The organism is Bacteroides ovatus (genome assembly GCF_001314995.1).
Lineage (GTDB): Bacteria > Bacteroidota > Bacteroidia > Bacteroidales > Bacteroidaceae > Bacteroides > Bacteroides ovatus.
Window position 1 is genome coordinate 876,622 of record NZ_CP012938.1, and the last position, 22,247, is coordinate 898,868.

Consider the following 22,247-nt stretch of genomic DNA (forward strand, 5'->3'; position numbering starts at 1 on the left):
TGTCCTAATGAAATGAAAATTGGGAGATAGTATGAATAACAACATTGATATAAAAACGCTGGAGGCCTTTCAGGATGGGAATCACAAGGCCTTTGAGACTATTTTTATAGCATACTACAACAAAACCAAAACATTCATTGACGGATATATAAAATCAGAACCTGATGCGGAAGAGCTGACAGAGGATTTATTTGTCAATCTTTGGATCAACCGTCATTCGATTGATACGTCCAGATCATTCAATTCTTATTTGCACACCATTGCAAGAAATGCAGCAATCAACTTTCTGAAACATAAATATGTGTGTGATGCCTATCTGAACAATAATCAAGAAACAGGATATAGCTCTACTTCCGAAGAAGACCTTATTGCCAAGGAATTGGAAATGCTGATTGACGAACTTGTCGGAGGAATGCCCGAACAACGGAGAATGATTTATACATTGAGTCGTAACGAAGGATTATCCAATGCCGAAATTGCCGAACGCCTGAATACTACCAAAAGAAATGTTGAAAGCCAGCTAAGTCTTGCTTTGAAAGAAATACGGAAGGTTATTTCATGTTTCCTGGTATCACTATTATAGCATTATATTTTTTTTCATTCTGCTTTATAAAAAAAACTTCCACTTTCTTATTGAGCTTTTTGCCACTAAACTGTATATATAGTAAAGTGCAGCAAAAATGAAGAAAAGTAATATCAGTAAAATCATCAAAATGTTCCTCTCCGCCCGCTTTCCATCTGAAACGGAAGAGAAAGTGCAGAAATGGATCATCAAAGATGAAAATCAGCAGGCGAAAGCTAAAGCCTCATTGGATTATTGGAATGAATTGGACATAGAAGCCGATTCAAGCACTTATGCTTCATTGGAACGGGTGAATTTAAGAACAGGATATAATAAGGAGCATCTGACCAACATAGCTTCTTACCAGAAGTTTGCCCGTGTCGCCGCCGTTATTGTTCCTTTATTTCTATTTGCGGGAGGGATGTTCTACTATCTTTCTCCTCACAACGAAATGATAGAAATATCCGTTGCCTACGGAGAACAGAAGCGCTTAATCTTGCCGGATAGTTCGGAAGTATGGTTGAACGCGGGAAGTAGCATTTTATACCCGGAAACTTTTGCCAAAGATAAACGCTTGGTCATGCTTGACGGTGAAGCTTATTTCTCTGTCAAAAAAGATACTGTAAGTCCTTTTATTGTAGAAACCTCCCAACTCTCTGTGAAAGTTCTTGGAACCAGGTTCAATGTGAAAGCCTATCCTAATGATGAGAAAATAACGACTACATTGACTAGCGGTAAGGTGGAAGTGAGTGTCCGGTCTCAACCTCCCCATATACTAAAGCCCGATGAGCAGCTTACATACGACAAAAAATCATCAGATATTCACATATCAGTGATAGATACGAATGATACAAATTGTTGGATGGCGGGAAAACTAGTATTTACCAATGCCAGCGCCGGAGAAATATTCCGAACCTTGGAAAGGCACTATAACACCACTATTGATAATACAGCAATTATCCCCGCATCCAAACGATATACGGTTAAGTTTCTGAAAGATGAAAGTCTGAATGAAATACTGAATATATTGAAAGATATCATCGGCTTTGATTATCAGCAATATGAAAAGAAAATAGTATTAACCCGACAATAAAAAGAAACAGCCTATGAATAAAAAGAACCGGGAAGCAGCTTGAGACCCTCTTCCCAGTTCTGAAATGTCTACCCTCATTCAACAAGTGACGTAAAATGAAGTATCAACATACAAATATAGAATAATGAATCGAATAAATACAAATAAACAGGCAGGTAAGCTCGCCATTTTTTTATTTTTTACTTTTCTATCTCTTACAACTATTGCACAGAATAAAGATAAAAAGATTACCATACAAAATAAAAATATCTCATTAAAAGAGGCTTTTGCACAAATTGAAACACAAACCGGATATAGCATCGCTTATGAACAATCGAACCTGAATATCGAAAAGAAGCACTCTTTATCATTCAAAAATGTAACCATTGACAAAGCTATGGCTCAACTATTGAAGGAAACCGGATATGTATATAAGATAAAAGGATATCATATTATAATTTTTTTGCAGGATAACAAACAAAAGACTACTAGCAATGATACACAAAAACTGACTCAAACCATAAGAGGAATCGTTGTTGATTCCAAAACCAATACACCCATAGAATATGCCTCTGTCTGTATAATAGAAGATCCCTCACGGGGAGGTTCGACTGACGGACGGGGAAATTTCCGGATTAATAATGTCCCGGTGGGTCGTTATAATATTCAGGCATCTTTTATGGGGTATCGCCCAAGTATCATCAGCGAAGTATCTGTCACTTCATCCAAAGAAGTATTTGTAGAGATTCCTATGGATGAGAATGTACAAGATTTGGCTGAAGTACTTGTCAAGCCGGAAATAAAAAAAGACCGGACTGTCAACCCAATGGCTATCACAGGAGGACGTATGATTAGTATTGAAGAAGCGTCCCGATTTGCCAATGGTTTTGACGATCCTGCACGGTTAAGTTCTGCATTTGCAGGTGTAGCAGGAGATGTCGGTACTAATGCGGTTGCCATCCGGGGAAATGCCCCGCAATTTACACAATGGAGACTGGAGGGAATTGAAATACCTAATCCTACTCACTTTGCTGATTTATCAGGCTTGGGAGGAGGATTCCTGTCCGCTTTGAGTACGCAAGTCATCGGCAACTCCGATTTCTACAACGGAGCTTTCCCGGCGGAATACAGTAATGCCCTATCAGGTGTTTTCGATATGCATTTGCGCAATGGTAACAATCAGAAGTACGAACACGCCTTTCAGGTCGGACTCATGGGCATAGATTTAGCTTCGGAAGGTCCTATCAATAAAAAACGGGGAAGTTCCTATCTGGTGAATTATCGCTTTTCTACTACTTCACTGGCATCGGGTAATGACATCAACCTGAAATATCAGGATTTAGCCTTCAAACTAAATTTTCCCACACGTAAAGCTGGAACCTTTTCGATCTGGGGATTAGGATTGATAGACAGAAATAAAGCAGATGTTTTGGAACGTTCCAAATGGGAAACGATGGGAGACCGGTCGTCGGGATATAATAAACTGGATAAACTGGCAGGTGGCTTAGCGCACAAATATGTACTGGATGAAAATACTTATATCCGTTCTTCTCTATCCGCTACCTATTCCAAAGACCGTTCATTGGCGGACTTACATACCGACGACGCTATTATTAATGTAGCAGATATTCAGAATAGCAGATGGAATTTAGTATTCAATTCATATCTGAATAAGAAATTCAGTCCGAGGCATACCAACAGAACAGGGATTACCATTACGGAACTTAAATATGATCTTGATTACAAAGTCAGCCCTTATTTGGGATTAAACAAACCTATGGAACAAATATCGAAAGGCAGTGGAGAAAGTACAGTCCTCTCGGCATATAGTAGTTCTGTAATAAACTTGAGCAACAATCTGACAACCAGTTTAGGGGTTACCGGACAATATTTTACTTTAAACAAGAACTGGTCGATAGAACCGAGAGTTGCCCTTAAATGGAAAATAAATCCTGCACATTCTTTAGCAGCAGCTTACGGCTTGCATAGCCGCCGGGAAAGGCTCGACTATTACTTTGTTGAACAGATAATCAATGGTAAAAAGGAATCAAACCGGTACCTGGACTTCTCAAAGGCACATCATTTCGGATTCACTTATGACTGGAATATCAATCAGAGCCTACATCTGAAAATAGAACCCTATTATCAATACTTGTTCCACATACCGGTTGAGGAAAACTCCTCCTTTTCGATTATCAATTATGAAGAATTCTATTTAGACCGCATATTGACAAACACCGGAATAGCCAAAAACTATGGAATAGATATAACACTGGAACAATACATGAAAAACGGCTTCTACTATATGATTACAGCTTCATTATTCAAATCGAAATATAGGGGAGGAGACCGTATCTGGCGAAATACGAGACTGGATAAAAGTTTTTTAGTGAACCTGCTCGCCGGAAAAGAATGGATGGTTGGCAGACTCAAACAGAATGTATTAAGTGTAAACGGCCGTCTGTTCTTTCAGGGAGGAGGACGCTATACACCTGTGGATGAAGAAAAAAGTCAGGAAGAAAAAGACATCGTTTTTGACGAGAGCAAAGCATATACTAAACGATTCAATCCATCTATAAACGGTGATGTTTCGATCAGCTTCCGGATCAATAAGAAAAGAGTATCCCACGAGTTTTCTCTGAAAATACTGAATGTGGGTATGCGCACCGGAATGCATTTCTATCAATACAATGAAAGAACGAGTGTAGTAGAAGAAAAAGACGGAGCGGGTCTGATTCCGAACATCAGCTACAAAATTTATTTCTAAATAACTGAACAAGAAAAGGGTTTGTTCACACAATAGACTGACACCCAACAGGCAACTGCTTTCAGTAATTATGGTATAACAATCTGTAATATATATACTAACAAGCTCTCTGAATACCTGTATATTTGCTGCGTGAAATAATTTAGTTATGAATTATATGCGTATCATATTCAAGAAATTCAAAGCACGTATGATTGTAGGATGTATATTAGCTGTAATAGCATTGCTGGCGGTGTCAGTCATTGTTTTTATCAATCAAGCCAGTTTCGGCAGAACTCCCCGTGGGGAACGGCTGGAAAGAGTCATGAAATCTCCTAATTACAGAAACGGAGAATTTAAAAATCAGCATGAAACTCTATTGATGACTTCCGACAGGGGACGTTTTAGCGGAATCTGGGAGTTCATTTTCAGAAAGATAGACGGTTTGCGCCCCGAACAGGCTGTCAAAGCAATAAAAACAGATTTACGCAAGATTGGCCGTAATGAAGAAATATTGGTATGGTTCGGACATTCATCTTACCTGATTCAAACGGGAGGAAAGCGAATATTGGTTGACCCGGTATTTTGTATGGCTTCTCCCGTATCTTTTGTCAACAAGCCATTCAAAGGTACGGAACTTTATACACCGGATGATATGCCGGACATTGATTATCTCGTGATTAGTCACGATCATTGGGATCATTTGGATTACAACACAGTCAAAAAATTAAAAGACCGGATTGGAGCAGTGATTTGTCCGTTGGGTGTTGGCGAACATTTCGAATATTGGGGATTTGATAAAGAGCGTCTGATAGAACTTGACTGGAATGAAGACGCAAACCTCGTTCCGGGCTTTATGATACATTGTTTGCCTGCCCGTCATTTCTCCGGTCGCAGACTTACTGCCAACCAGTCACTTTGGGCTTCTTTCCTGCTAGAAGCTCCTTCACAAAAGATATACATTGGCGGAGACGGAGGATATGATACGCATTATGCAGAAATAGGCAACCGGTTCCCCGGCATCGACCTCGCAATTCTTGAAAACGGGCAATACAACGAAGAGTGGAGCTTAATTCATCTGATGCCCCAATATATGGCACAGACGGCCAGAGATTTAAAAGCGAAAAGAGTTCTGACCGTACATCATTCTAAATATGCGTTGGCCAAACATCGTTGGGATGAACCTCTCAAAAATGCAGAAGAGATGAAGAATAAAGATTCTCTGAATGTATTGATTCCGGAGATTGGAGAGGTCGTGGCATTAGAAAAATAGTGTTTTACCCAATCGGCTAAAGGTTTTCCCGTCTGTTATCAGTGAAATTGGTAAAACATTCTGTAATTTGTATAGTTGAAAAACAAATTTCCCTGATTAACTTTGCAAAGTTGAAATATAGATGGTTCAATCCTGACAGTTTTAGACATTTAGATATAACTACTATAAATTGAAAATTAATTAGTTTATGCTACGTACTATCAGACTTACAACCGCCATTGTGTGCTTTACACTTATTACCCTGCTCTTTCTCGACTTCACGGGTACATTGCACACATGGTTCGGATGGTTGGCGAAAATTCAATTTCTGCCGGCTTTATTAGCCTTGAACATAGGTGTCGTATTGTTTTTAGTTGTACTTACATTCCTGTTCGGACGTATCTACTGCTCTGTTATTTGTCCGTTGGGAGTGTTTCAGGACATTGTTTCGTGGGTATCCGGCAAACAAAAGAAAAACCGGTTCCGTTATTCACCAGCAATGAAATGGTTGCGGTATGGCGTTTTAGGAGTATTCATTATTATGATGGTTGCAGGATTGAACTCTTTGGCTATCTTGCTGGCACCGTATAGTGCTTATGGCCGGATAGCTTCCAGTCTTTTTGCACCGGTCTGGCAATGGGGAAACAACCTGTTGGCGTACTTCGCCGAACGAGTGGATAGTTATGCTTTTTATGAGGTAGATGTATGGATAAAGAGTCTTTCGACGATGCTGATTGCCATTGTTACCCTTGTTGTTCTTTTCATTCTGGCGTGGCGCAACGGACGAACCTATTGTAATACGATCTGCCCCGTAGGTACTGTATTAGGGTTTATATCCAAATATGCGATATTCAAACCGGTAATTGATACTTCCAAATGCAATAGTTGCGGTTTGTGTGCCCGCAATTGCAAAGCATCGTGTATTAATCCGAAAGCTCATGAAATAGATTATAGCCGTTGTGTGACTTGTATGGATTGCATCGGAAAGTGTAAGCATGGAGCCATTACATACACAAGACGGAAACCTAAGAACGAAACAGCTACGAGCGAAGATACGAAAGCAAAGTCTGTCACTACTGAACAGGTAGACAATGCCCGTCGTAGCTTCCTTTCAGCATCGGCCATTTTTGCAACAACTTCTGTACTGAAAGCACAAGAGAAAAAAGTAGACGGAGGATTGGCTACTATCGAAGATAAAAAGATTCCCCAAAGAGAAAACCCTATCTATCCTCCCGGTGCTTTAAGCGCACGCAATTTCACTCAACATTGCACAGCCTGCCAATTATGTGTCTCTGTTTGTCCCAACCAGGTATTGCGCCCATCGGACAACCTATTGACATTGATGCAACCGGAAATATCATACGAACGTGGATATTGCCGTCCCGAATGTACTAAATGTTCGGAAGTTTGTCCTGCCGGTGCTATTCATCTCACCAGTCTTGCCGAGAAATCAGCTATTCAGATCGGACATGCCGTATGGATTAAAGAGAACTGTGTACCTTTGACAGATGGAATGGAATGTGGCAACTGTGCCCGCCATTGTCCGACAGGTGCCATACAGATGGTAGCTTCCGATCCTGAAAAAACAGATTCTCCAAAGATTCCGGTAGTAAATGTAGAAAAATGTATCGGTTGTGGGGCGTGTGAGAACCTTTGTCCGTCCCGTCCTTTCAGCGCCATTTATGTGACAGGACATCAGATGCATAGAATTATTTGATCTAAATCAGTATAAGATTATGGAAGATAAAAATAAGAAAGATATAAATAGAAGAGATTTTATTAAGATTGTAGGTATCAGTGCAGCCACATCGACAGGTCTGTTATACGGATGCTCTTCAAAGGGGACTACTTCTGCAAGTAGCGCAACAGGAGAAGGAGAGGTGCCCACCGATAAAATGACTTACCGCACATCTCCAACCACCGGTGACCGTGTTTCACTTTTGGGATATGGTTGTATGCGTTGGCCGCTCAAACCTGCTCCCGATGGTAATGGTGAAGTTATCGACCAGGATGCCGTAAACGGATTGGTAGATTATGCAATCGCTCATGGAGTGAACTATTTCGATACATCTCCGGCATATGTACAAGGCTTTTCCGAAAAGGCAACAGGTATTGCATTGAGTCGCCATCCCCGTGATAAATATTACATCGCTACCAAATTGTCTAATTTCTCTCCTGATACGTGGTCTCGCGAAGCCTCACTCAAAATGTACCACAAATCATTCACGGAGCTACAAGTCGACTACATTGATTATATGTTGCTCCACGGCATCGGCATGGGAGGAATGGAAGCCCTTAAAGGACGCTACCTGGATAACGGAATACTTGATTTTCTGGTTAAAGAGCGTGAAGCCGGACGCATCCGGAATCTCGGATTTTCTTACCATGGTGACATTGAAGTATATGATTATCTGCTCTCACGACACGATGAATTTAAATGGGATTTTGTACAAATACAGCTCAATTATGTAGACTGGAAACATGCCAAAGAGACCAATACTCGAAATACGGATGCGGAATATCTCTATGGCGAACTGGCCAAACGGGGGATTCCTGCCATCATTATGGAACCACTTTTGGGAGGACGTCTATCCAAATTGAACGATAATCTGGTGGCACGGCTCAAACAACGTCGTCCGGAAAGCAGTGTCGCTTCCTGGGCTTTCCGTTTTGCCGGTTCATTCCCGGATATTCTGACTGTATTAAGCGGCATGACTTATATGGAGCATCTGCAGGATAATCTTCGCACTTATTCTCCTTTGGAGCCATTGACAGATGAAGAAAAAGAATTCCTCGAAGAAACGGCACAATTAATGCTGAAATATCCTACCATCCCTTGCAACGACTGCAAATACTGTATGCCATGTCCGTATGGACTGGATATACCTGCTGTATTGTTACATTACAACCGTTGTGTCAATGAAGGTAATGTCGCCAGAAGCGGACAGGATGAAAATTATGCGAAAGCCCGGCGCGCTTTTCTTGTCGGATATGACCGTAGCGTGCCCAAACTTCGACAGGCAAGCCATTGCATCGGTTGTAATCAGTGTGTGGCTCATTGCCCGCAAAATATTGATATTCCGAAAGAACTGCACCGGATCGACCAGTTTGTAGAACAATTGAAACAAGGTACTTTATAAAAGAAACGATGGAAAAATTAATCAATCTATTACATACGGGAGGATACTCCTGTACCATTGCCAACGGAGGAAAAATCCGCACTTTCACTCAACGTGGCGTAGCCGATCTCTATGATTTGCTAACACAGGAACCGGAGTTTCTTAAAGGAGCTTTGATTGCTGATAAAGTGGTTGGCAAGGGAGCTGCCGCCCTGATGATTCTGGGTGGTATAAAAGAATTATATACGGATATTATCAGTACCAAGGCTTTGGAGCTATTCCGGAAATCAGATGTGAAAGTCGATTTTGCGCAGGAAGTTGCTTTTATCTGGAACCGTAACCATACAGGAGGATGTCCTGTAGAGACAATGTGCAGTGAAGTGGAATCAGCAGAAGAAATATTACCACTGATCCGCGATTTTCTGGAAAAGATCAGAAATAAGAAGTAAAAAGAAGAAACTTGAAACACGAAATAAAGTATGAGAAGAAATACAGCTTGTTTATTCCTGTTCGGTAGCTTGCTTTCCCTCTCGGGAATGACACATACTAAAAAGGATAGCATACAGGCCGGAAGAAATTATATGATTGATGAAGTCGTAGTCACCGGAACACGTAATGAAACCGATGTGCGTCATCTTCCGATGACCATTTCCGTAGTCGGCAGGCAACAAATTGAGAAAAGATATGAGCCTTCTCTTTTGCCGTTGTTAACGGAGCAGGTACCGGGATTATTCACTACCAGTCGTGGCATCATGGGATATGGCGTATCTACCGGAGCTGCAGGTGGCATGAGCTTGCGTGGTATCGGTGGTAGTCCGACAGCGGGATTATTGGTACTGATTGACGGTCATCCCCAGTACATGGGGTTGATGGGACATCCGATAGCGGATGCTTATCAATCTATGATGGCAGAGAAAGTGGAAGTTTTACGTGGTCCTGCATCTGTACTTTATGGTTCGAATGCCATGGGTGGTGTGATTAATATTGTTACCCGTCGGCAACAGGAAGAAGGTGTGAAGACGAATATGCAAGTTGGGTACGGTTCATATAACACGTTGCAGACTGAATTTTCCAACCGTGTCAAGAAGGGACGTTTCAGTAGCGTCGTAACCGGATCATATAATCGTACAGATGGACATCGTCCCGATATGGGGTTCGAGCAATATGGTGGATACGCAAAGTTAGGTTATGATATCAGTTCTTTCTGGAAAGTATGGGGAGATGTGAATGTAACCCATTTTAATGCTTCCAATCCGGGGACTATCCAAGTACCACTGATTGACAACGATTCTCGTATCACTCGTGGAATGACATCGTTCGCTTTGGAAAATCATTATGAAAAGACTTCAGGAGGTTTGAGCTTTTTCTATAACTGGGGACGGCATAAAATCAATGATGGCTATCAGATAGGAAAAGAACCGCAAAAATCACATTTCAACTCTAAAGACAAAATGCTGGGTGTATCATGGTATCAGAGTGCCACTTTCTTTACCGGTAATCGTTTGACCGTAGGATTTGATTATCAACACTTCGGAGGTGAATCATGGAACAAAGTACTGGCTACGGGTGAACATACTCCGGGAGTAGACAAGCAAATGGATGAGTTTGCCGGATACGTTGATTTCCGTCAGGATATCAGCAGTTGGTTCTCACTGGACGCAGGTATTCGTGTAGACCACCATTCACACGTAGGTACAGAATGGATTCCACAAGGCGGACTGGCTTTTCATTTACCCAAGAATGCAGAACTTAAAGCAATGGTCAGCAAAGGATACCGTAATCCAACCATTCGTGAGATGTATATGTTTCCTCCTGCCAACCCGGAATTGAAACCGGAAAAACTAATCAACTATGAACTTTCCTATTCACAACGTCTGCTGGAAGGGGTATTGTCCTATGGAATCAGCCTTTACTATATCAATGGCGACAATCTGATTATGTCAAACGGACTCTTTCCTCCATTGAATATCAATTCCGGAGAGATAGAGAATTGGGGAGTTGAAACGAATATAGGCTACCACATCAATTCACACTGGAATGTGAACGCCAATTATAGCTGGTTGCACATGGAGAATCCCGTTCTTGCTGCCCCCGAACATAAATTGTATGCAGGGGCGGACTATACTTCCGGACGTTGGAGTATATCGACTGGAGTACAATATGTGAAAGGACTTTATACTTCTGTTGTAAAGGGTAGCGAGCAACAGGATCATTTTGTTTTATGGAATCTTCGTGGGAATTATCGTGTCTGCCGTTTCGCTAACCTCTTCATAAAAGGAGAGAACCTGCTGGCACAGCGTTATGAAATAAATGCAGGTTATCCCATGCCCAAAGCTACGTTTATGGGTGGTATTAATTTGAACTTTTAAATAATAAAATGATATGGAATCAACTACTGTAAAACTCTATTCGCTGAATTACGGCAATGTGAGAACTTATCTGGCAGCCTCGTTATTCATCGTTGGCAACATCCTTTTTCCCCAATTTTTTCATCTCATACCGCAAGGAGGAATAACCTGGCTGCCTATCTATTTCTTCACACTGATCGGAGCTTATAAGTACGGATGGAAAGTCGGTCTGCTGACTGCTGTTCTTTCCCCTATTATCAACTCCTCACTTTTTGGTATGCCGATGCCGGTGGTGCTGCCTGCTATTTTATTAAAGTCCGTATTGCTCGCCATTGCTGCCGGTTGGGCCGCACAACGTTTCGGACGTATCTCCATCCCGGTATTGGTTGGCGTAGTACTTACCTATCAAGTTGTAGGGACATTGGGAGAGTGGATGTATATAGGAAATTTCTACAATGCCATTCAGGATTTCCGCATTGGAATTCCCGGAATGTGCCTGCAAGTATTCGGAGGTTATTTATTCATTAGATATTTGATTCGCAAATAACTTCCTTATCAATAACCGCTTTTCCCTGAAAAGAGTTATAAGCCTTGAAAAAGAAAGTTCTCCTCTGTTATAGATACCCATAACAGAGGAGAACTTTTTTAAATACAACGTATCTATTCGCTTTTTATTTATCAATCTTCTTCGTCATCTTCCAGTTCAGCAGAGGGATTGCCTCCTTCTTTAGCATACCTGCTCGGACTCATCTTATAGTATTTTTTGAATACTTCCCGAAAATATTTAGTTTCAGAGAATCCAACCATGTCTGAAATCTCATTAATAGCATATTCACCCTCTTTCAATAACTCGGTAGCACGTTTCAAACGCATCCCCCGAATAAACTCTGTCGGAGACTGTCCCGTCAATGCTTTCAATTTACAATAGAAACTGGTACGGCTCATGCCACTTGATTCACAGAGCACATTAACGGAAAATTCAGGGTTGTTTATATTCTCATCCACGATTTTCTTTACATTTGATATAAACTTCCAATCGAGGCTGTTAGTACCGTTTGCAGATGGAACCATTGATTTCGCTTCTATATCCAGATTGGCATATCTCATGCGCAACAGTTCCCGGTTTGCCAACAGATTAGCGATATTCGCCCGTAATATTTTCACGCTGAAAGGTTTGATGAGATATTCGTCCGCACCAATCGACAGTCCATCCAGAATATTATTTTCTTCTCCCAAAGCAGTGAGCAACAACACAGGAATATGTGAAATTTCAATATCACTTTTGATAGCCACACACAATTCATCTCCCCGCATCTCTGGCATCATGATATCAGAAAGAACCAGTTCCGGCCAATATTCTTTGATAATAATCAATGCTTCCTTTCCGTTAGCGCAAGCTTGTACATTATATATAGAAGACAATGAACTGACCAGATAGGAGCGTAGCTCATCATTGTCTTCTACAACAAGAATCCGTCGTAAATTTGGATCATCTATCGTAGCGGTTGTCTTTGCCGGTACATTCGGAGCGGGCAGTACAGGAGCCAACGCCTCAAATTTAGAAGATGCTTCGTCACTGATACTTTGAGAAGTCTTATTCTTTTTCGGAAAAACAATTTTGATTGTCGTACCTTGATGTTCGACACTATCTACACTAATTTTACCTCCATGAAGGCTCACCAGTTTTCCTACCAACATTAATCCGATACCACTACCCGTCACTTTAGAGTTAATAGCATTGCTGGCACGGAAATGAAGCTTGAACAACTTACTTTGTTCACTGGCAGGAATACCTATACCTGTATCCTTGATTATCACTTTCCATGAATCATTCGTATCGGACACGGAAATGCTGACCTTTCCATTTTCCGGAGTATATTTTAGCGAGTTCGATATTATATTCTTCAAAATAGAATCCATCTTCTCCTTATCAAACGATACATTCATATAGCTGAAAGTACTCTCGTATGTATATTCAATACGCCTAATGGCAGCATAAGAAGAGAATGAATTATATATTTCATTCATATAGGTATTCAACTCATACTCGGAAACACTCATTTTAGAGGAATATACATCCGTTCGCTCAAAATTAATCAGATTGCTGACCAGTCGTAAAAGAACTTCCACATTCCTCAATGCAATGTTCGTACGAGTTATTCCATTGTCGGTAAGCGTCTCTTCTTCCAATAATTCCTCCAAAGGTGCTTTTATTAAAGTTAATGGAGTACGTATATCATGGGCCGTATTGATGAAGAACTGCGTTTTTTCATCAGATATATTCTTTTGTTTTCTTAGATTTATCACACGTAGAACAAAATAAAATCCCCCTATTACCAACAGAATATAACACAAGATAGCCCACCAACTCGACCAAAAAGGTTGCGTGATGATAATTTTCATAGCACGTTCCTGAAAAACAATGTCATGTTCTTCTCTGGATATAGCACGTACATGAAGAATATATCTACCTGGAGGCAAATTGGTAAAACGAATCAAATTATTTGCTCCCGGTTGAGTCCATTTCTCATAAAAGCCTTCTAATTTCCACGAATATAGTGCATTTCCGGGAGAATCATAATTGATTGTAGAAACTTCAAATGAAAACGTATTCTCATCATAAGCCAGCTCTAATACATCTGTCTCATCGATACTTTTCTGTAAAGGAGAATCCTTGACACCCGGATAAACAGGTTGATAAGACAGATGAAAGTCGCTAAATACCAATCTGGAGAACTTATAATCCGGGAATTTCACATTCATCGGAAGTTCAATTGCTCCATCCGTACTACCGAATACAAAGTTTTTATTTTTACGCACCGTTCCTGCCGCTGCGTTAAAGTATGCAGGCAACAAGCCTTCTCCTCTAGTCCAATTACGAAATATCTTTTCTTTAGTATGAAAACAGGTTATTCCGTTCTCTGTACTCATCATTATACGTCCATCTACTTCCGGCAATATTGTAAATATTCTATTTGAAACTAAAGCAGAATTATCAGAAAAATAATGTTCGAAAGTCTTATCTTGAGGATTATAGATAAATACTCCCATACCATTTGTCCCGATATATAACAACCCATTATCTGCCTGATAAAGCGTATTAATATAAGTGATTCCTATCTCCATTTCAATATACTGATATTCACCAGTATTTCGATTCAATAAATACAAGCCAGCAGCAGTTCCGATCCACATATTATCTTTGTCTTTTTCAACAATTGATGTTATGGAATTCAGTCCCGGATATAGACGTGCACTGTTAGTCTCCAAATCAAAACATTTTAGATTATAATAGCCTCCCGACCAGATATGTCCTCTTGAATCTTTAACTATATCACGAATATATTTATCCGGACGCATATTGACGTGAGAAAGAAGGTAAGGAGAGAAGTATTCAACTGATAGCGTTTCTTTATTTATTTTATAAATGCCGGAAGTATATCCTCCTGCCCATATAATGCCAGGAGCCACTTCACATAAAGTAATAAATATATGATTCTTGTCCTTTAGTTGATGATTAAAAGAGCTTAGAAATGAATGCCACTGACCTGTTTTTGAATTATAAAGACTAATACCATTACTAGTTCCAAACCACAGATCACCTTCATGATCTTCGATAACCGCTTGTACCTGATCATTGATTAATGACTGTGCATTACCCATAGCATGTTTCATCCAATGATAATTTTCATAGCGATTATCAATCACTGTAATTCCTGTTGGATAATTAGCAAGCCATATCCGCTTTTCTTCATCTACAAAAACATCATTGATATTATTTCCATTCATTTCATTATAACTCTGATAATTAGCAATAATGTAATCTTCCAGTTCACAGGTATTTACGTTAACTTTATACACCCCTATTCCTTCCGTTGCAATCAGTAACTCTGTTTCATTCAATGGGCTGATACGAGCTATGTTTACATCACTAAGATCAGCGTCCGGACGTATAATTTCCTGTGTATTCATATCGTACACAAAAACTCCTCTTTCAAATGAACCAATGAACAATCTTTTTAATTGCCGATGAAAATACAGTTCACTCACCTGTGCATGAAAATAGTCCAGTGTTTCAACAGGCATGGTCTCTAAAATACCATTCTCCAGTTTGACATATCGTACGCCCGTCTCCGTTGCTATAAAGAAATGGTGCTCATCTACTTGTTCTATTGCCGTAATACTACTATGCAATACATTGGGAAATCGAACTATATGAGCATCTTTAATATTATACAGCAATACAGTATCTTTACGACATATCCAGATATTATCATTGCGATCCAGATAACCACAACTTATTGCTTCAGAGGTATCCGGTAATTTATATACCATTTTGAAATCGTCTCTGTCGGCTTCGTATTGAAAGACTCGTCCTTGTTTGCCAACCACCCATATACCGATATGTGGTTCTGTATATAACCATCCCAAACGTATGGGAGCATCCAAAATAGTGCCTTCTTTATTTAATTTATAGTGTTTTATATCTTTACCGTTGTATCGGTCCATCCCTTCATTTGTAAGAAACCACATATAGCCCTGAGCATCTTTCTGAATATTGAATATCCGGCGATTGCTCAAGCCATCTTCTATTCCTATATATTTGTATGTTTGTGCTGTAACCCAAACAGGAAAAAAGAGAAGAATATATACAATGTATTTCATATAAATAGTTGTTTTTTAAACTACTTCTAACGATCATATAAACATAACAGTTAACGAAACTAGACAAAAACAATGACAAATGCAAAGAAATAGGAGAGATTCTACAAGAAAACATCTATTTAGAAACATTTTTATTTCCAAAGTTGATTATTTACTTTGCGAAGTTGATTTATCTGAAAGTGTTCTTTTGCTATATGTTATAATTAGCGCATGTTTTGTTTTTGTTAATTTAACTAATCAGATTTGATTCCAGTTTCTTCTTATAGACCCATATACTTATTGTAAAATAAATAAGTGCCTGTATCCAGAGAGTTATATATTCCGGTCTGATATCAGCCATACTGGCTCCCATAGAATTCAGTTTCACAAAAGCGAGTGTGCCTGGTGCAGCTGGGAAAATGTAATGGACTACTTTCCAATACCAGGGCATTAGTTCCATTGGATAGGAAACGCCGGAAAGAAAGATTAATCCTACGGAGAAGAAGGCGATCATGAGTAGGGGAGCTTCAGAATCCGTAAAATACCTGGATGCAGCCAATCCCAAGAAAGAAGTTGCCATCAAATATGGAATCAATAATAGTACGATGTACAATCCGTTTCCAATATTGGGGATGCTGAAAAAGTGAGGGAGCAAGCCTAATAGAAAAAAGGCAAAGATGGCATAAAGAGTACAGTACACGGACGTTTTTCCTGCCACTATACGAATAGCAACTCCCCAGCCATACCCCAAAGGAGTATATGCACGGATTCCTTTACTACTGTATTCTTCTCCGGTCACCATACCAATAACCATCAGCAAGGTCTGGAAAATTATAATCATCATGACTGCCGGAATAAGATAGGAACCATATCCTTCGGTATAATTGTAGAGTGCAGTGCCTTCCACATTGATCGGTTTCGCCATAGCTACGGCGAGCAATCCTTGTGGTGGAAGAAACACTGCTTCATCTGGCCGGTATTTATCATTAATAGCCAGCATGACACGTGAAGAAGCACCTTGCAAAGCTTCGAAATACAAGAAGGCATCAGTAGTTGCATAAAGGGAAAATACGGCTTCATCTCCCCGGAACACCCGTTCCTCAAAATCATGAGGCAGGTAGAGTATTCCCTGTACTTTGCCTTCTTTCATCCATTCTTTTGCTTCGTGATAGTCCATAGCCTGACTAAAAATCTCTGCTTGGGGAGTAGCATCCAGCCAACGGATAAAATCACGGCTCAATTCACTGTGCGAATTGTCGACTACGGCAACAGGTACATCGGTTACAATATTCGGTGCATACATATAATTGTAGAGCAACCCGTAAACGAAGATTCCTCCCATCAACACCAGTAAAACCGCATAACTGGTACTGATAGCTAGAAATTCACGACGAATGATGAATGACAACTGTTGTAACTTACTTAATGTTTTCATACTTATGACTTTCTATAGCTCGTTTTAAATGAGGAAGCAGCGACAGGGCCAGCAACGGGAAGATACAGAGTATCACAGCCGACGGCCAAAGATGGATAAACCCACCGCCTCCATAGAGCATGGTTTGCATCATTTCCGTAAAATGACGGACAGGGAACAAATTGGAAGCATCCCTCACCAACGGATACATATTGGGAACCGGAAAGGTTACTCCGGACAAAGTAGCCCCCAGAGAACCTACCATAGAAACTACACTTATAACCAACGATATTGCCGGAAACAGCGAGAATAAAAACAGCCCTAAAGCCTGTGTTGCAATGATGAAAAGCACAGTCATGATATTCATTAACCACCAACTCCCCTGAAAAGGAATATGCAAAATACCAAACATGACGTAATTAGCCAACCATCCTATCAGTATATATATAATGGTATAAGGTAATAATTTACCTAAAACAGCTGTCACTATATTGCCTTTTGCAGTCGCCAGCCAATCATCTGCTGTGCGGAACTTGATTTCAATGCCAACCGCATACACGGTAATCAACAGAATCAAAACCTGAAACAGCACAAAGAAAAAGGGCTGACTTAAATATACCGAATAATCCAGACTAGGGTTATATATCGGATGGTTATTAGCTTGTACGGGTAATAAAAAGGTGGTAATCTGATCCTGTTCTACTCCGAGTGCCATCGCTTGCATCACCACAGGAGAAAGAGCCACCGGAGCTAAGGAAGTTTCGAATGCCGCCATCAACTCACCACCTACCGACATTAATGCATAATGATAATAGTAGGAGAGTGTTGCATTCTTTCCGGCAATCGCATTCTGTTCAAATTGGGGAGGTATGGAAAGATATCCATAAATCTCTTTCTTTTGCACAGATTCACGGGCAGCTGCTTCATTTACAAAATGCTTTGTCACTTTAAAAGTTGGTACGGCAGAAATATTCCTGACTATCGTCCGGGAAGTAGCAGTATTATCCTGATCGACAATACCAATAGGAATGTTTTCCATCTGTCCGTTACCAAAGATCGTAGCCATAAAGAAAAGGGTGAACAATGGCAAGACAATGCAGACACCAAAATAAAGGCGCCGTGAAGTCATTCGCCGCCACTCTCTGAGCAGTACGGAACGAAAAGGGGAATATGTTTGTGATTCATCCATTCTCTGGTTTATTTGATGTCGATTAATCTAAAGTCAATAACACGGACATGCCGGGACGCAAGTCATCCACCTTTTGGGTTGGACGGGCATGAATCTCAAAGGTACGTAAGTCATAACTTCCGGTTTGCTTGGTTGATTTCCAGGTAGCAAAACTGCCTAGCGGACTAATATAATAGATTTTGAATTCAATATTTTTTTTACCGATAGCGGGCACATCCGCAACAAATGTTTCGTCCATTTTAAATTGCGGCATCAGATCTTCCCGCACGTTAAGAACAACATGTATATCATCCATCACCACCAAATTCATAATGGGAGTTCCCGGTGCAACCAACTCTCCACGTTTAGGGAAGATTGTTGCTATCTGACCGTTTTCCGGAGCGGTCAACCGAGCATCGACCAGCAAAGCCGAGACTTCATCCACTGTGCTTCGAGCAGCATCCACCATGCTGGCAGCAGACGCTTTATCTTCTTTTTGTGCACCATCTACAGCCATCTGATACTGTTCATAGGCAGCACGTTCGGCTGCTACAGCCGCTTTATACATAGCTTCTACTTCATCCTTTCTTTGAGAAGTAATGACACTGTCCTTATATAAAGTAAGAATACGGTTGTAAGTTGTCTGGGCGAGAGTAAGATCGCTCTTCGTTTTATTCCATAATTGCAGTGCAGTAGCCACGATCTGACGACGGGTTCCGGCATCTATTTTCTTGTTCTGTTGTACTGCCACCTGTTCCAAGGCATTCACTTGTTGATACTTGGCATGTACTTCAGGGCTATTAATGACGACAAGAGTATCTCCCCGGTGTACCCAGTCTCCCTCCTGAACGAAGAAAGTGTCGATACGGCCGGGAAGTTTCCCACTGATACGGATTTCTGTTGCTTCAGCTTGTCCTTGCAAGACCAGCGGCTGTTTATGCATTAATATAACTCCCAAGCCGGTGAAAATACCGACAGCCAGAAGAATGATGACAAAAGCCCATGATAGGGTTTTACTAGTTGGTTTCATTGTTTGTTACGGTTTAGGTTGATAGTTTGCAAATTGTTCCGGTGTGCCACAAAGCGAGAGTAGATTCATTAGTGCCACATCATATTCATAATATGCTGCCAGGCGAGCCACTTTTACACTGGCAAGCATGGTTTCAGCATCAATAACTTCGGTAGAAGTTGCCATCCCTTCTGTAAATGATTTCTTTCGGATGCGTACCAATTCTTCACTTAAGGCAATCGTTGCATTTAAAGCTTTTACATTATCCTGTGCCTTTTCCAGCTGCGTGTAAAGCTTATCTACCCCAACAGCCAGATCATCACGAGCCTTCATCTGGCCTAAAGCCAGAGTTTGTTCCGTTAATTTCGATTGCCGCACTCTTTTTTCACGATCCAGTCCGTCAAAGAGGTTCCATGTAAAACCAATGCCTACCATGGTACGCGGTAATAAATTACTCTGAATGCCATGCGAATACAAGGTCTGTTTTCCGAAAAGGGCTATATTCGGCAAATAGCCGCTTTGGGCAATCCGCACTTCTTGTTTGGCAATATGCTGCTGCAGCTGTAATTGGTTGAGTGTATAGTTCCCACTGTTTACTGAAAGATCAAATAGCATTTTAGGTGGCAATGAATCATTCATAAAAAGGGGAGAGGTAGGAATGATATTGGCATCTGCATCCTTTTTATTCAGCAAAACCTTTAAGGCACTTTGCACTACTGTTTCTTCTTTTCGCGCAGCTTCCAATGCACGTTTGGCTTCATCCATATTTACCTGGGCAAAAAGCCTTCCTGCTTTGTCAATCATTCCTGCTGCCTCTAACTTCAAGGCATTTTCATAATGTTTCTTTAATCCGTTGTAGGTTTCTTCACGAACCGTCACAATTTGTTGTGCCAGTCGAAGCCCATAATAACTTTCAACTAATAGATTTTGCTGATTGGCCGATACCTGTGCCCGACTTTCCCGTGCCAAGTCGACCATCGTTCTTCCGATGTTGGTGGCACGGAAGCGTTTACCACCGGAAAAGAGTACCCACTCGGCTGATAAATCAACAGTTGTCAGATTTCTTGGAGTCAAAGGAAATATAAGGGTATTTGCCCCAATTTGATCCAGTATAGACGAAATGATTTGGTCATCCGGAATAATGGAATGTACAAAGTCTTTAGCCGGATCGGTAAACTGCGATAAAGGCTGTTTGACTTCGATCTTCTCCGACATGTGTACAAACGCACCTGTAGATTGAAGACTAGGATACCAAAAAGCATTCAACTTATCACGTTCAGCCTTCGCAATCTCAATACTCTTATCTGCTATTTTCAGACTCTGATTTCCTTGATTCAACAGATGCAGTGATTCTTCGAAACTTAATGGTATCTGTGCATCTATCTGACCGATGGAAAAATACAAAGTCAATAGTATAAAAAGTCGCTTATTTTTTTTCATACTGGTTAGGTTATATCTGAATTTGAGATATTCTAACAGATGAAAAGAGAGGTTTGTTCATCAGAAAGAATATAGCAATACAACAAAAGAAGGTTTCAACGCTTTTTTATAAGATGTTCTATTTTTCATCTTCTCTTTGAATCACGTTTGTATCATTTCTATCAGATAGAAAAAATGATGCATAAAATAATGCAAGTATATGCAATAAGCGTGTTATTAATGGATATAAACTACTTGATTATACAAAATATAAATGCATATTGGAGTTGTTTCTTTAAAGGAAAAGCTCTGTTCCTTTAAATGGAACCAACCGTTGGTCGGTGAGAAGCGTGTTCTCCCTTTAAAAGGAAGCTACCAAATAGCCCATAAAGTACCTGTTTGTTTCTAAATCTTATTTATTTTGCTAGAAACTAAATCTGTCAATTTGAAATAATATAAGCAACTTTATTCTCACATATTCAATATTCATTCTCTATTTAGAACCTAGTGATAGATTATTCACTAAAATAGTTTATATCTGAATCTTATTAACCGGAAATCCTGGAGTTTTTTCTATAGCGACTATCGTCAATCTGTATATTTTTAATTATACGGGCTACTAATATGCGTTTTTTTATATCCGGTTGTTTTTCATCAAAACAAAAGAATTGAAGATGCTTTGATTTCTCTTTTTTCTTGCATTAAAATTTCTGCGATTTTATTTGAGATATAAAAATTATGTTTACCTTTGCATCACCATTTCATAAGGCTTTTGAGTCGAGAAATGCAGTAAATATGCGGTAATAGCTCAGTTGGTAGAGCGGCGGCTTCCCAAGCCGCAGGTCGCGAGTTCGAGCCTCGTTTACCGCTCTTTTGAAAATCAGGTGGTTATCTTAAATAAACTGCCTGATTTTTTATTTTTCAAGCCCCCTTTTCTATGGTTTTATCTATTATCGGAGGAAACCTAAACTAAACTATTGTAGAATAACCCTAATTGAATAACCAATATGGCTAAGAAAATAGAGAAATATCTCCCCGTAGATTACAGTGACAGTTTTTCCATAGAAGTTACAGAAAATCGTTTGTCTCCTAAAGATATTATTTTAAAAGTCTTTGCTCATAACCCCGCTTGGCTCCGAATGTTGTATGCAATAAGGGCCTGTTTAGTCAAACCTTTCGGTATAGAAACTAAAGCTATTGAAAGTGAAGAACTTATTATAGAGGAAGACAAGCAAGAAGCAATTATGAGAAAAGACGATAAACATTTATTGTTTTATGTCGATATTTTCATTACACCATTGGAAACAGGAAAACAAATGATTGAGGTTACCACATTAGTAAAATACCATAATTGGGTAGGAAAGGCTTATTTCTTTTGTATAAAACCTTTTCATCGGGTCATAGTGCCTTTAGTTCTCAAAAAGGCGCTATGCTGAACAAGCATAGTCGCGGATGCAACGATATAACGAATATGAAAAATGAGATATGTAATAT

General features: G+C 40.1%; 15 protein-coding genes and 1 tRNA gene. 11 read left to right on the forward strand and 5 right to left on the reverse strand.

All coding sequences use genetic code 11. From position 1 onward, the window contains the following. Window positions 1–31 precede the first annotated feature (31 nt). The 9 genes from Bovatus_RS03400 (at window position 32) to Bovatus_RS03440 (ending at window position 11,646) form a co-directional block, all read left to right on the forward strand. Window positions 32–583: an RNA polymerase sigma-70 factor gene (locus Bovatus_RS03400; RefSeq protein WP_004296013.1), complete on the forward strand. Its 552-nt coding sequence runs from the start codon at window positions 32–34 to the stop codon at window positions 581–583. Between the two features lie 97 nt (window positions 584–680). Beyond that, window positions 681–1,655, forward strand: coding sequence for a FecR family protein (locus tag Bovatus_RS03405; protein WP_004296012.1), 975 nt, complete (start codon window positions 681–683; stop codon window positions 1,653–1,655). A 124-nt stretch (window positions 1,656–1,779) separates the two neighbouring features. Continuing rightward, window positions 1,780–4,401 carry a carboxypeptidase-like regulatory domain-containing protein gene (locus Bovatus_RS03410; protein ID WP_004296011.1) on the forward strand — a complete coding sequence of 874 codons (2,622 nt, stop codon included), beginning with the start codon at window positions 1,780–1,782 and terminating at the stop codon, window positions 4,399–4,401. A gap of 148 nt (window positions 4,402–4,549) precedes the next feature. Then, a complete protein-coding gene (locus tag Bovatus_RS03415) occupies window positions 4,550–5,653 on the forward strand; it encodes an MBL fold metallo-hydrolase (protein WP_004296010.1) in 1,104 nt (367 codons plus the stop codon). A gap of 187 nt (window positions 5,654–5,840) precedes the next feature. Continuing rightward, window positions 5,841–7,349 (forward strand): 4Fe-4S binding protein, encoded by a 1,509-nt coding sequence (locus tag Bovatus_RS03420; protein ID WP_004296009.1) that lies wholly within the window; start codon window positions 5,841–5,843, stop codon window positions 7,347–7,349. Window positions 7,350–7,368: 19 nt separating this feature from the next. Beyond that, window positions 7,369–8,772, forward strand: a complete 1,404-nt coding sequence (locus tag Bovatus_RS03425; protein WP_004296008.1) for an aldo/keto reductase — start codon at window positions 7,369–7,371, stop codon at window positions 8,770–8,772. 8 nt (window positions 8,773–8,780) lie between these two features. Beyond that, on the forward strand, window positions 8,781–9,200 hold the full coding sequence (locus Bovatus_RS03430) for a DUF1893 domain-containing protein (protein ID WP_004296007.1): 420 nt from the start codon (window positions 8,781–8,783) through the stop codon (window positions 9,198–9,200). A gap of 30 nt (window positions 9,201–9,230) precedes the next feature. Further along, complete coding sequence (locus Bovatus_RS03435; RefSeq protein WP_004318258.1) at window positions 9,231–11,120, forward strand: TonB-dependent receptor; 1,890 nt, start codon at window positions 9,231–9,233, stop codon at window positions 11,118–11,120. Between the two features lie 13 nt (window positions 11,121–11,133). Next, window positions 11,134–11,646, forward strand: coding sequence for a hypothetical protein (locus Bovatus_RS03440; RefSeq protein ID WP_004296005.1), 513 nt, complete (start codon window positions 11,134–11,136; stop codon window positions 11,644–11,646). Window positions 11,647–11,777: 131 nt separating this feature from the next. Here Bovatus_RS03440 and Bovatus_RS03445 read toward each other — a convergent pair whose 3' ends face one another. The 5 genes from Bovatus_RS03445 to Bovatus_RS03465 all read right to left on the reverse strand — a co-directional run bounded on the left by Bovatus_RS03445 (window position 11,778) and on the right by Bovatus_RS03465 (window position 20,774). Further along, window positions 11,778–15,764 (reverse strand): hybrid sensor histidine kinase/response regulator transcription factor, encoded by a 3,987-nt coding sequence (locus Bovatus_RS03445; RefSeq protein WP_004296003.1) that lies wholly within the window; start codon window positions 15,762–15,764, stop codon window positions 11,778–11,780. Window positions 15,765–15,993: 229 nt separating this feature from the next. Then, window positions 15,994–17,178 carry an ABC transporter permease gene (locus Bovatus_RS03450; protein ID WP_004296002.1) on the reverse strand — a complete coding sequence of 395 codons (1,185 nt, stop codon included), beginning with the start codon at window positions 17,176–17,178 and terminating at the stop codon, window positions 15,994–15,996. Further along, complete coding sequence (locus tag Bovatus_RS03455; RefSeq protein ID WP_004318255.1) at window positions 17,162–18,346, reverse strand: ABC transporter permease; 1,185 nt, start codon at window positions 18,344–18,346, stop codon at window positions 17,162–17,164. Before Bovatus_RS03455 ends, Bovatus_RS03450 begins: the two co-directional genes overlap by 17 nt. A gap of 22 nt (window positions 18,347–18,368) precedes the next feature. Then, window positions 18,369–19,355 (reverse strand): HlyD family secretion protein, encoded by a 987-nt coding sequence (locus tag Bovatus_RS03460; RefSeq protein WP_004296000.1) that lies wholly within the window; start codon window positions 19,353–19,355, stop codon window positions 18,369–18,371. A gap of 6 nt (window positions 19,356–19,361) precedes the next feature. After that, complete coding sequence (locus Bovatus_RS03465) at window positions 19,362–20,774, reverse strand: TolC family protein (RefSeq protein ID WP_004295999.1); 1,413 nt, start codon at window positions 20,772–20,774, stop codon at window positions 19,362–19,364. A gap of 776 nt (window positions 20,775–21,550) precedes the next feature. On the opposite strand from Bovatus_RS03465, the gene Bovatus_RS03470 reads away from it, so the two are divergent. Beyond that, window positions 21,551–21,623: transfer RNA gene (locus tag Bovatus_RS03470), tRNA-Gly, on the forward strand. Window positions 21,624–21,760: 137 nt separating this feature from the next. Beyond that, the gene (locus tag Bovatus_RS03475; RefSeq protein WP_004295997.1) at window positions 21,761–22,189 is read left to right on the forward strand and encodes a DUF2867 domain-containing protein; all 429 of its coding nucleotides are present in this window, start codon (window positions 21,761–21,763) and stop codon (window positions 22,187–22,189) included. Window positions 22,190–22,247 lie beyond the last annotated feature (58 nt).

Bases quoted from the DNA above. Each gene is read 5' to 3' on its own strand.
- Bovatus_RS03405 (WP_004296012.1), top strand. From the start codon at position 681: ATGAAGAAAAGTAATATCAGTAAAATCATCAAAATGTTCCTCTCCGCC.
- Bovatus_RS03475 (WP_004295997.1), top strand. From the start codon at position 21,761: ATGGCTAAGAAAATAGAGAAATATCTCCCCGTAGATTACAGTGACAGT.
- Bovatus_RS03440 (WP_004296005.1), top strand. From the start codon at position 11,134: ATGGAATCAACTACTGTAAAACTCTATTCGCTGAATTACGGCAATGTG.
- Bovatus_RS03420 (WP_004296009.1), top strand. From the start codon at position 5,841: ATGCTACGTACTATCAGACTTACAACCGCCATTGTGTGCTTTACACTT.
- Bovatus_RS03400 (WP_004296013.1), top strand. From the start codon at position 32: ATGAATAACAACATTGATATAAAAACGCTGGAGGCCTTTCAGGATGGG.
- Bovatus_RS03450 (WP_004296002.1), bottom strand. From the start codon at position 17,178: ATGAAAACATTAAGTAAGTTACAACAGTTGTCATTCATCATTCGTCGT.
- Bovatus_RS03435 (WP_004318258.1), top strand. From the start codon at position 9,231: ATGAGAAGAAATACAGCTTGTTTATTCCTGTTCGGTAGCTTGCTTTCC.
- Bovatus_RS03430 (WP_004296007.1), top strand. From the start codon at position 8,781: ATGGAAAAATTAATCAATCTATTACATACGGGAGGATACTCCTGTACC.
- Bovatus_RS03410 (WP_004296011.1), top strand. From the start codon at position 1,780: ATGAATCGAATAAATACAAATAAACAGGCAGGTAAGCTCGCCATTTTT.
- Bovatus_RS03445 (WP_004296003.1), bottom strand. From the start codon at position 15,764: ATGAAATACATTGTATATATTCTTCTCTTTTTTCCTGTTTGGGTTACA.
- Bovatus_RS03415 (WP_004296010.1), top strand. From the start codon at position 4,550: ATGAATTATATGCGTATCATATTCAAGAAATTCAAAGCACGTATGATT.
- Bovatus_RS03455 (WP_004318255.1), bottom strand. From the start codon at position 18,346: ATGGATGAATCACAAACATATTCCCCTTTTCGTTCCGTACTGCTCAGA.
- Bovatus_RS03465 (WP_004295999.1), bottom strand. From the start codon at position 20,774: ATGAAAAAAAATAAGCGACTTTTTATACTATTGACTTTGTATTTTTCC.
- Bovatus_RS03460 (WP_004296000.1), bottom strand. From the start codon at position 19,355: ATGAAACCAACTAGTAAAACCCTATCATGGGCTTTTGTCATCATTCTT.
- Bovatus_RS03425 (WP_004296008.1), top strand. From the start codon at position 7,369: ATGGAAGATAAAAATAAGAAAGATATAAATAGAAGAGATTTTATTAAG.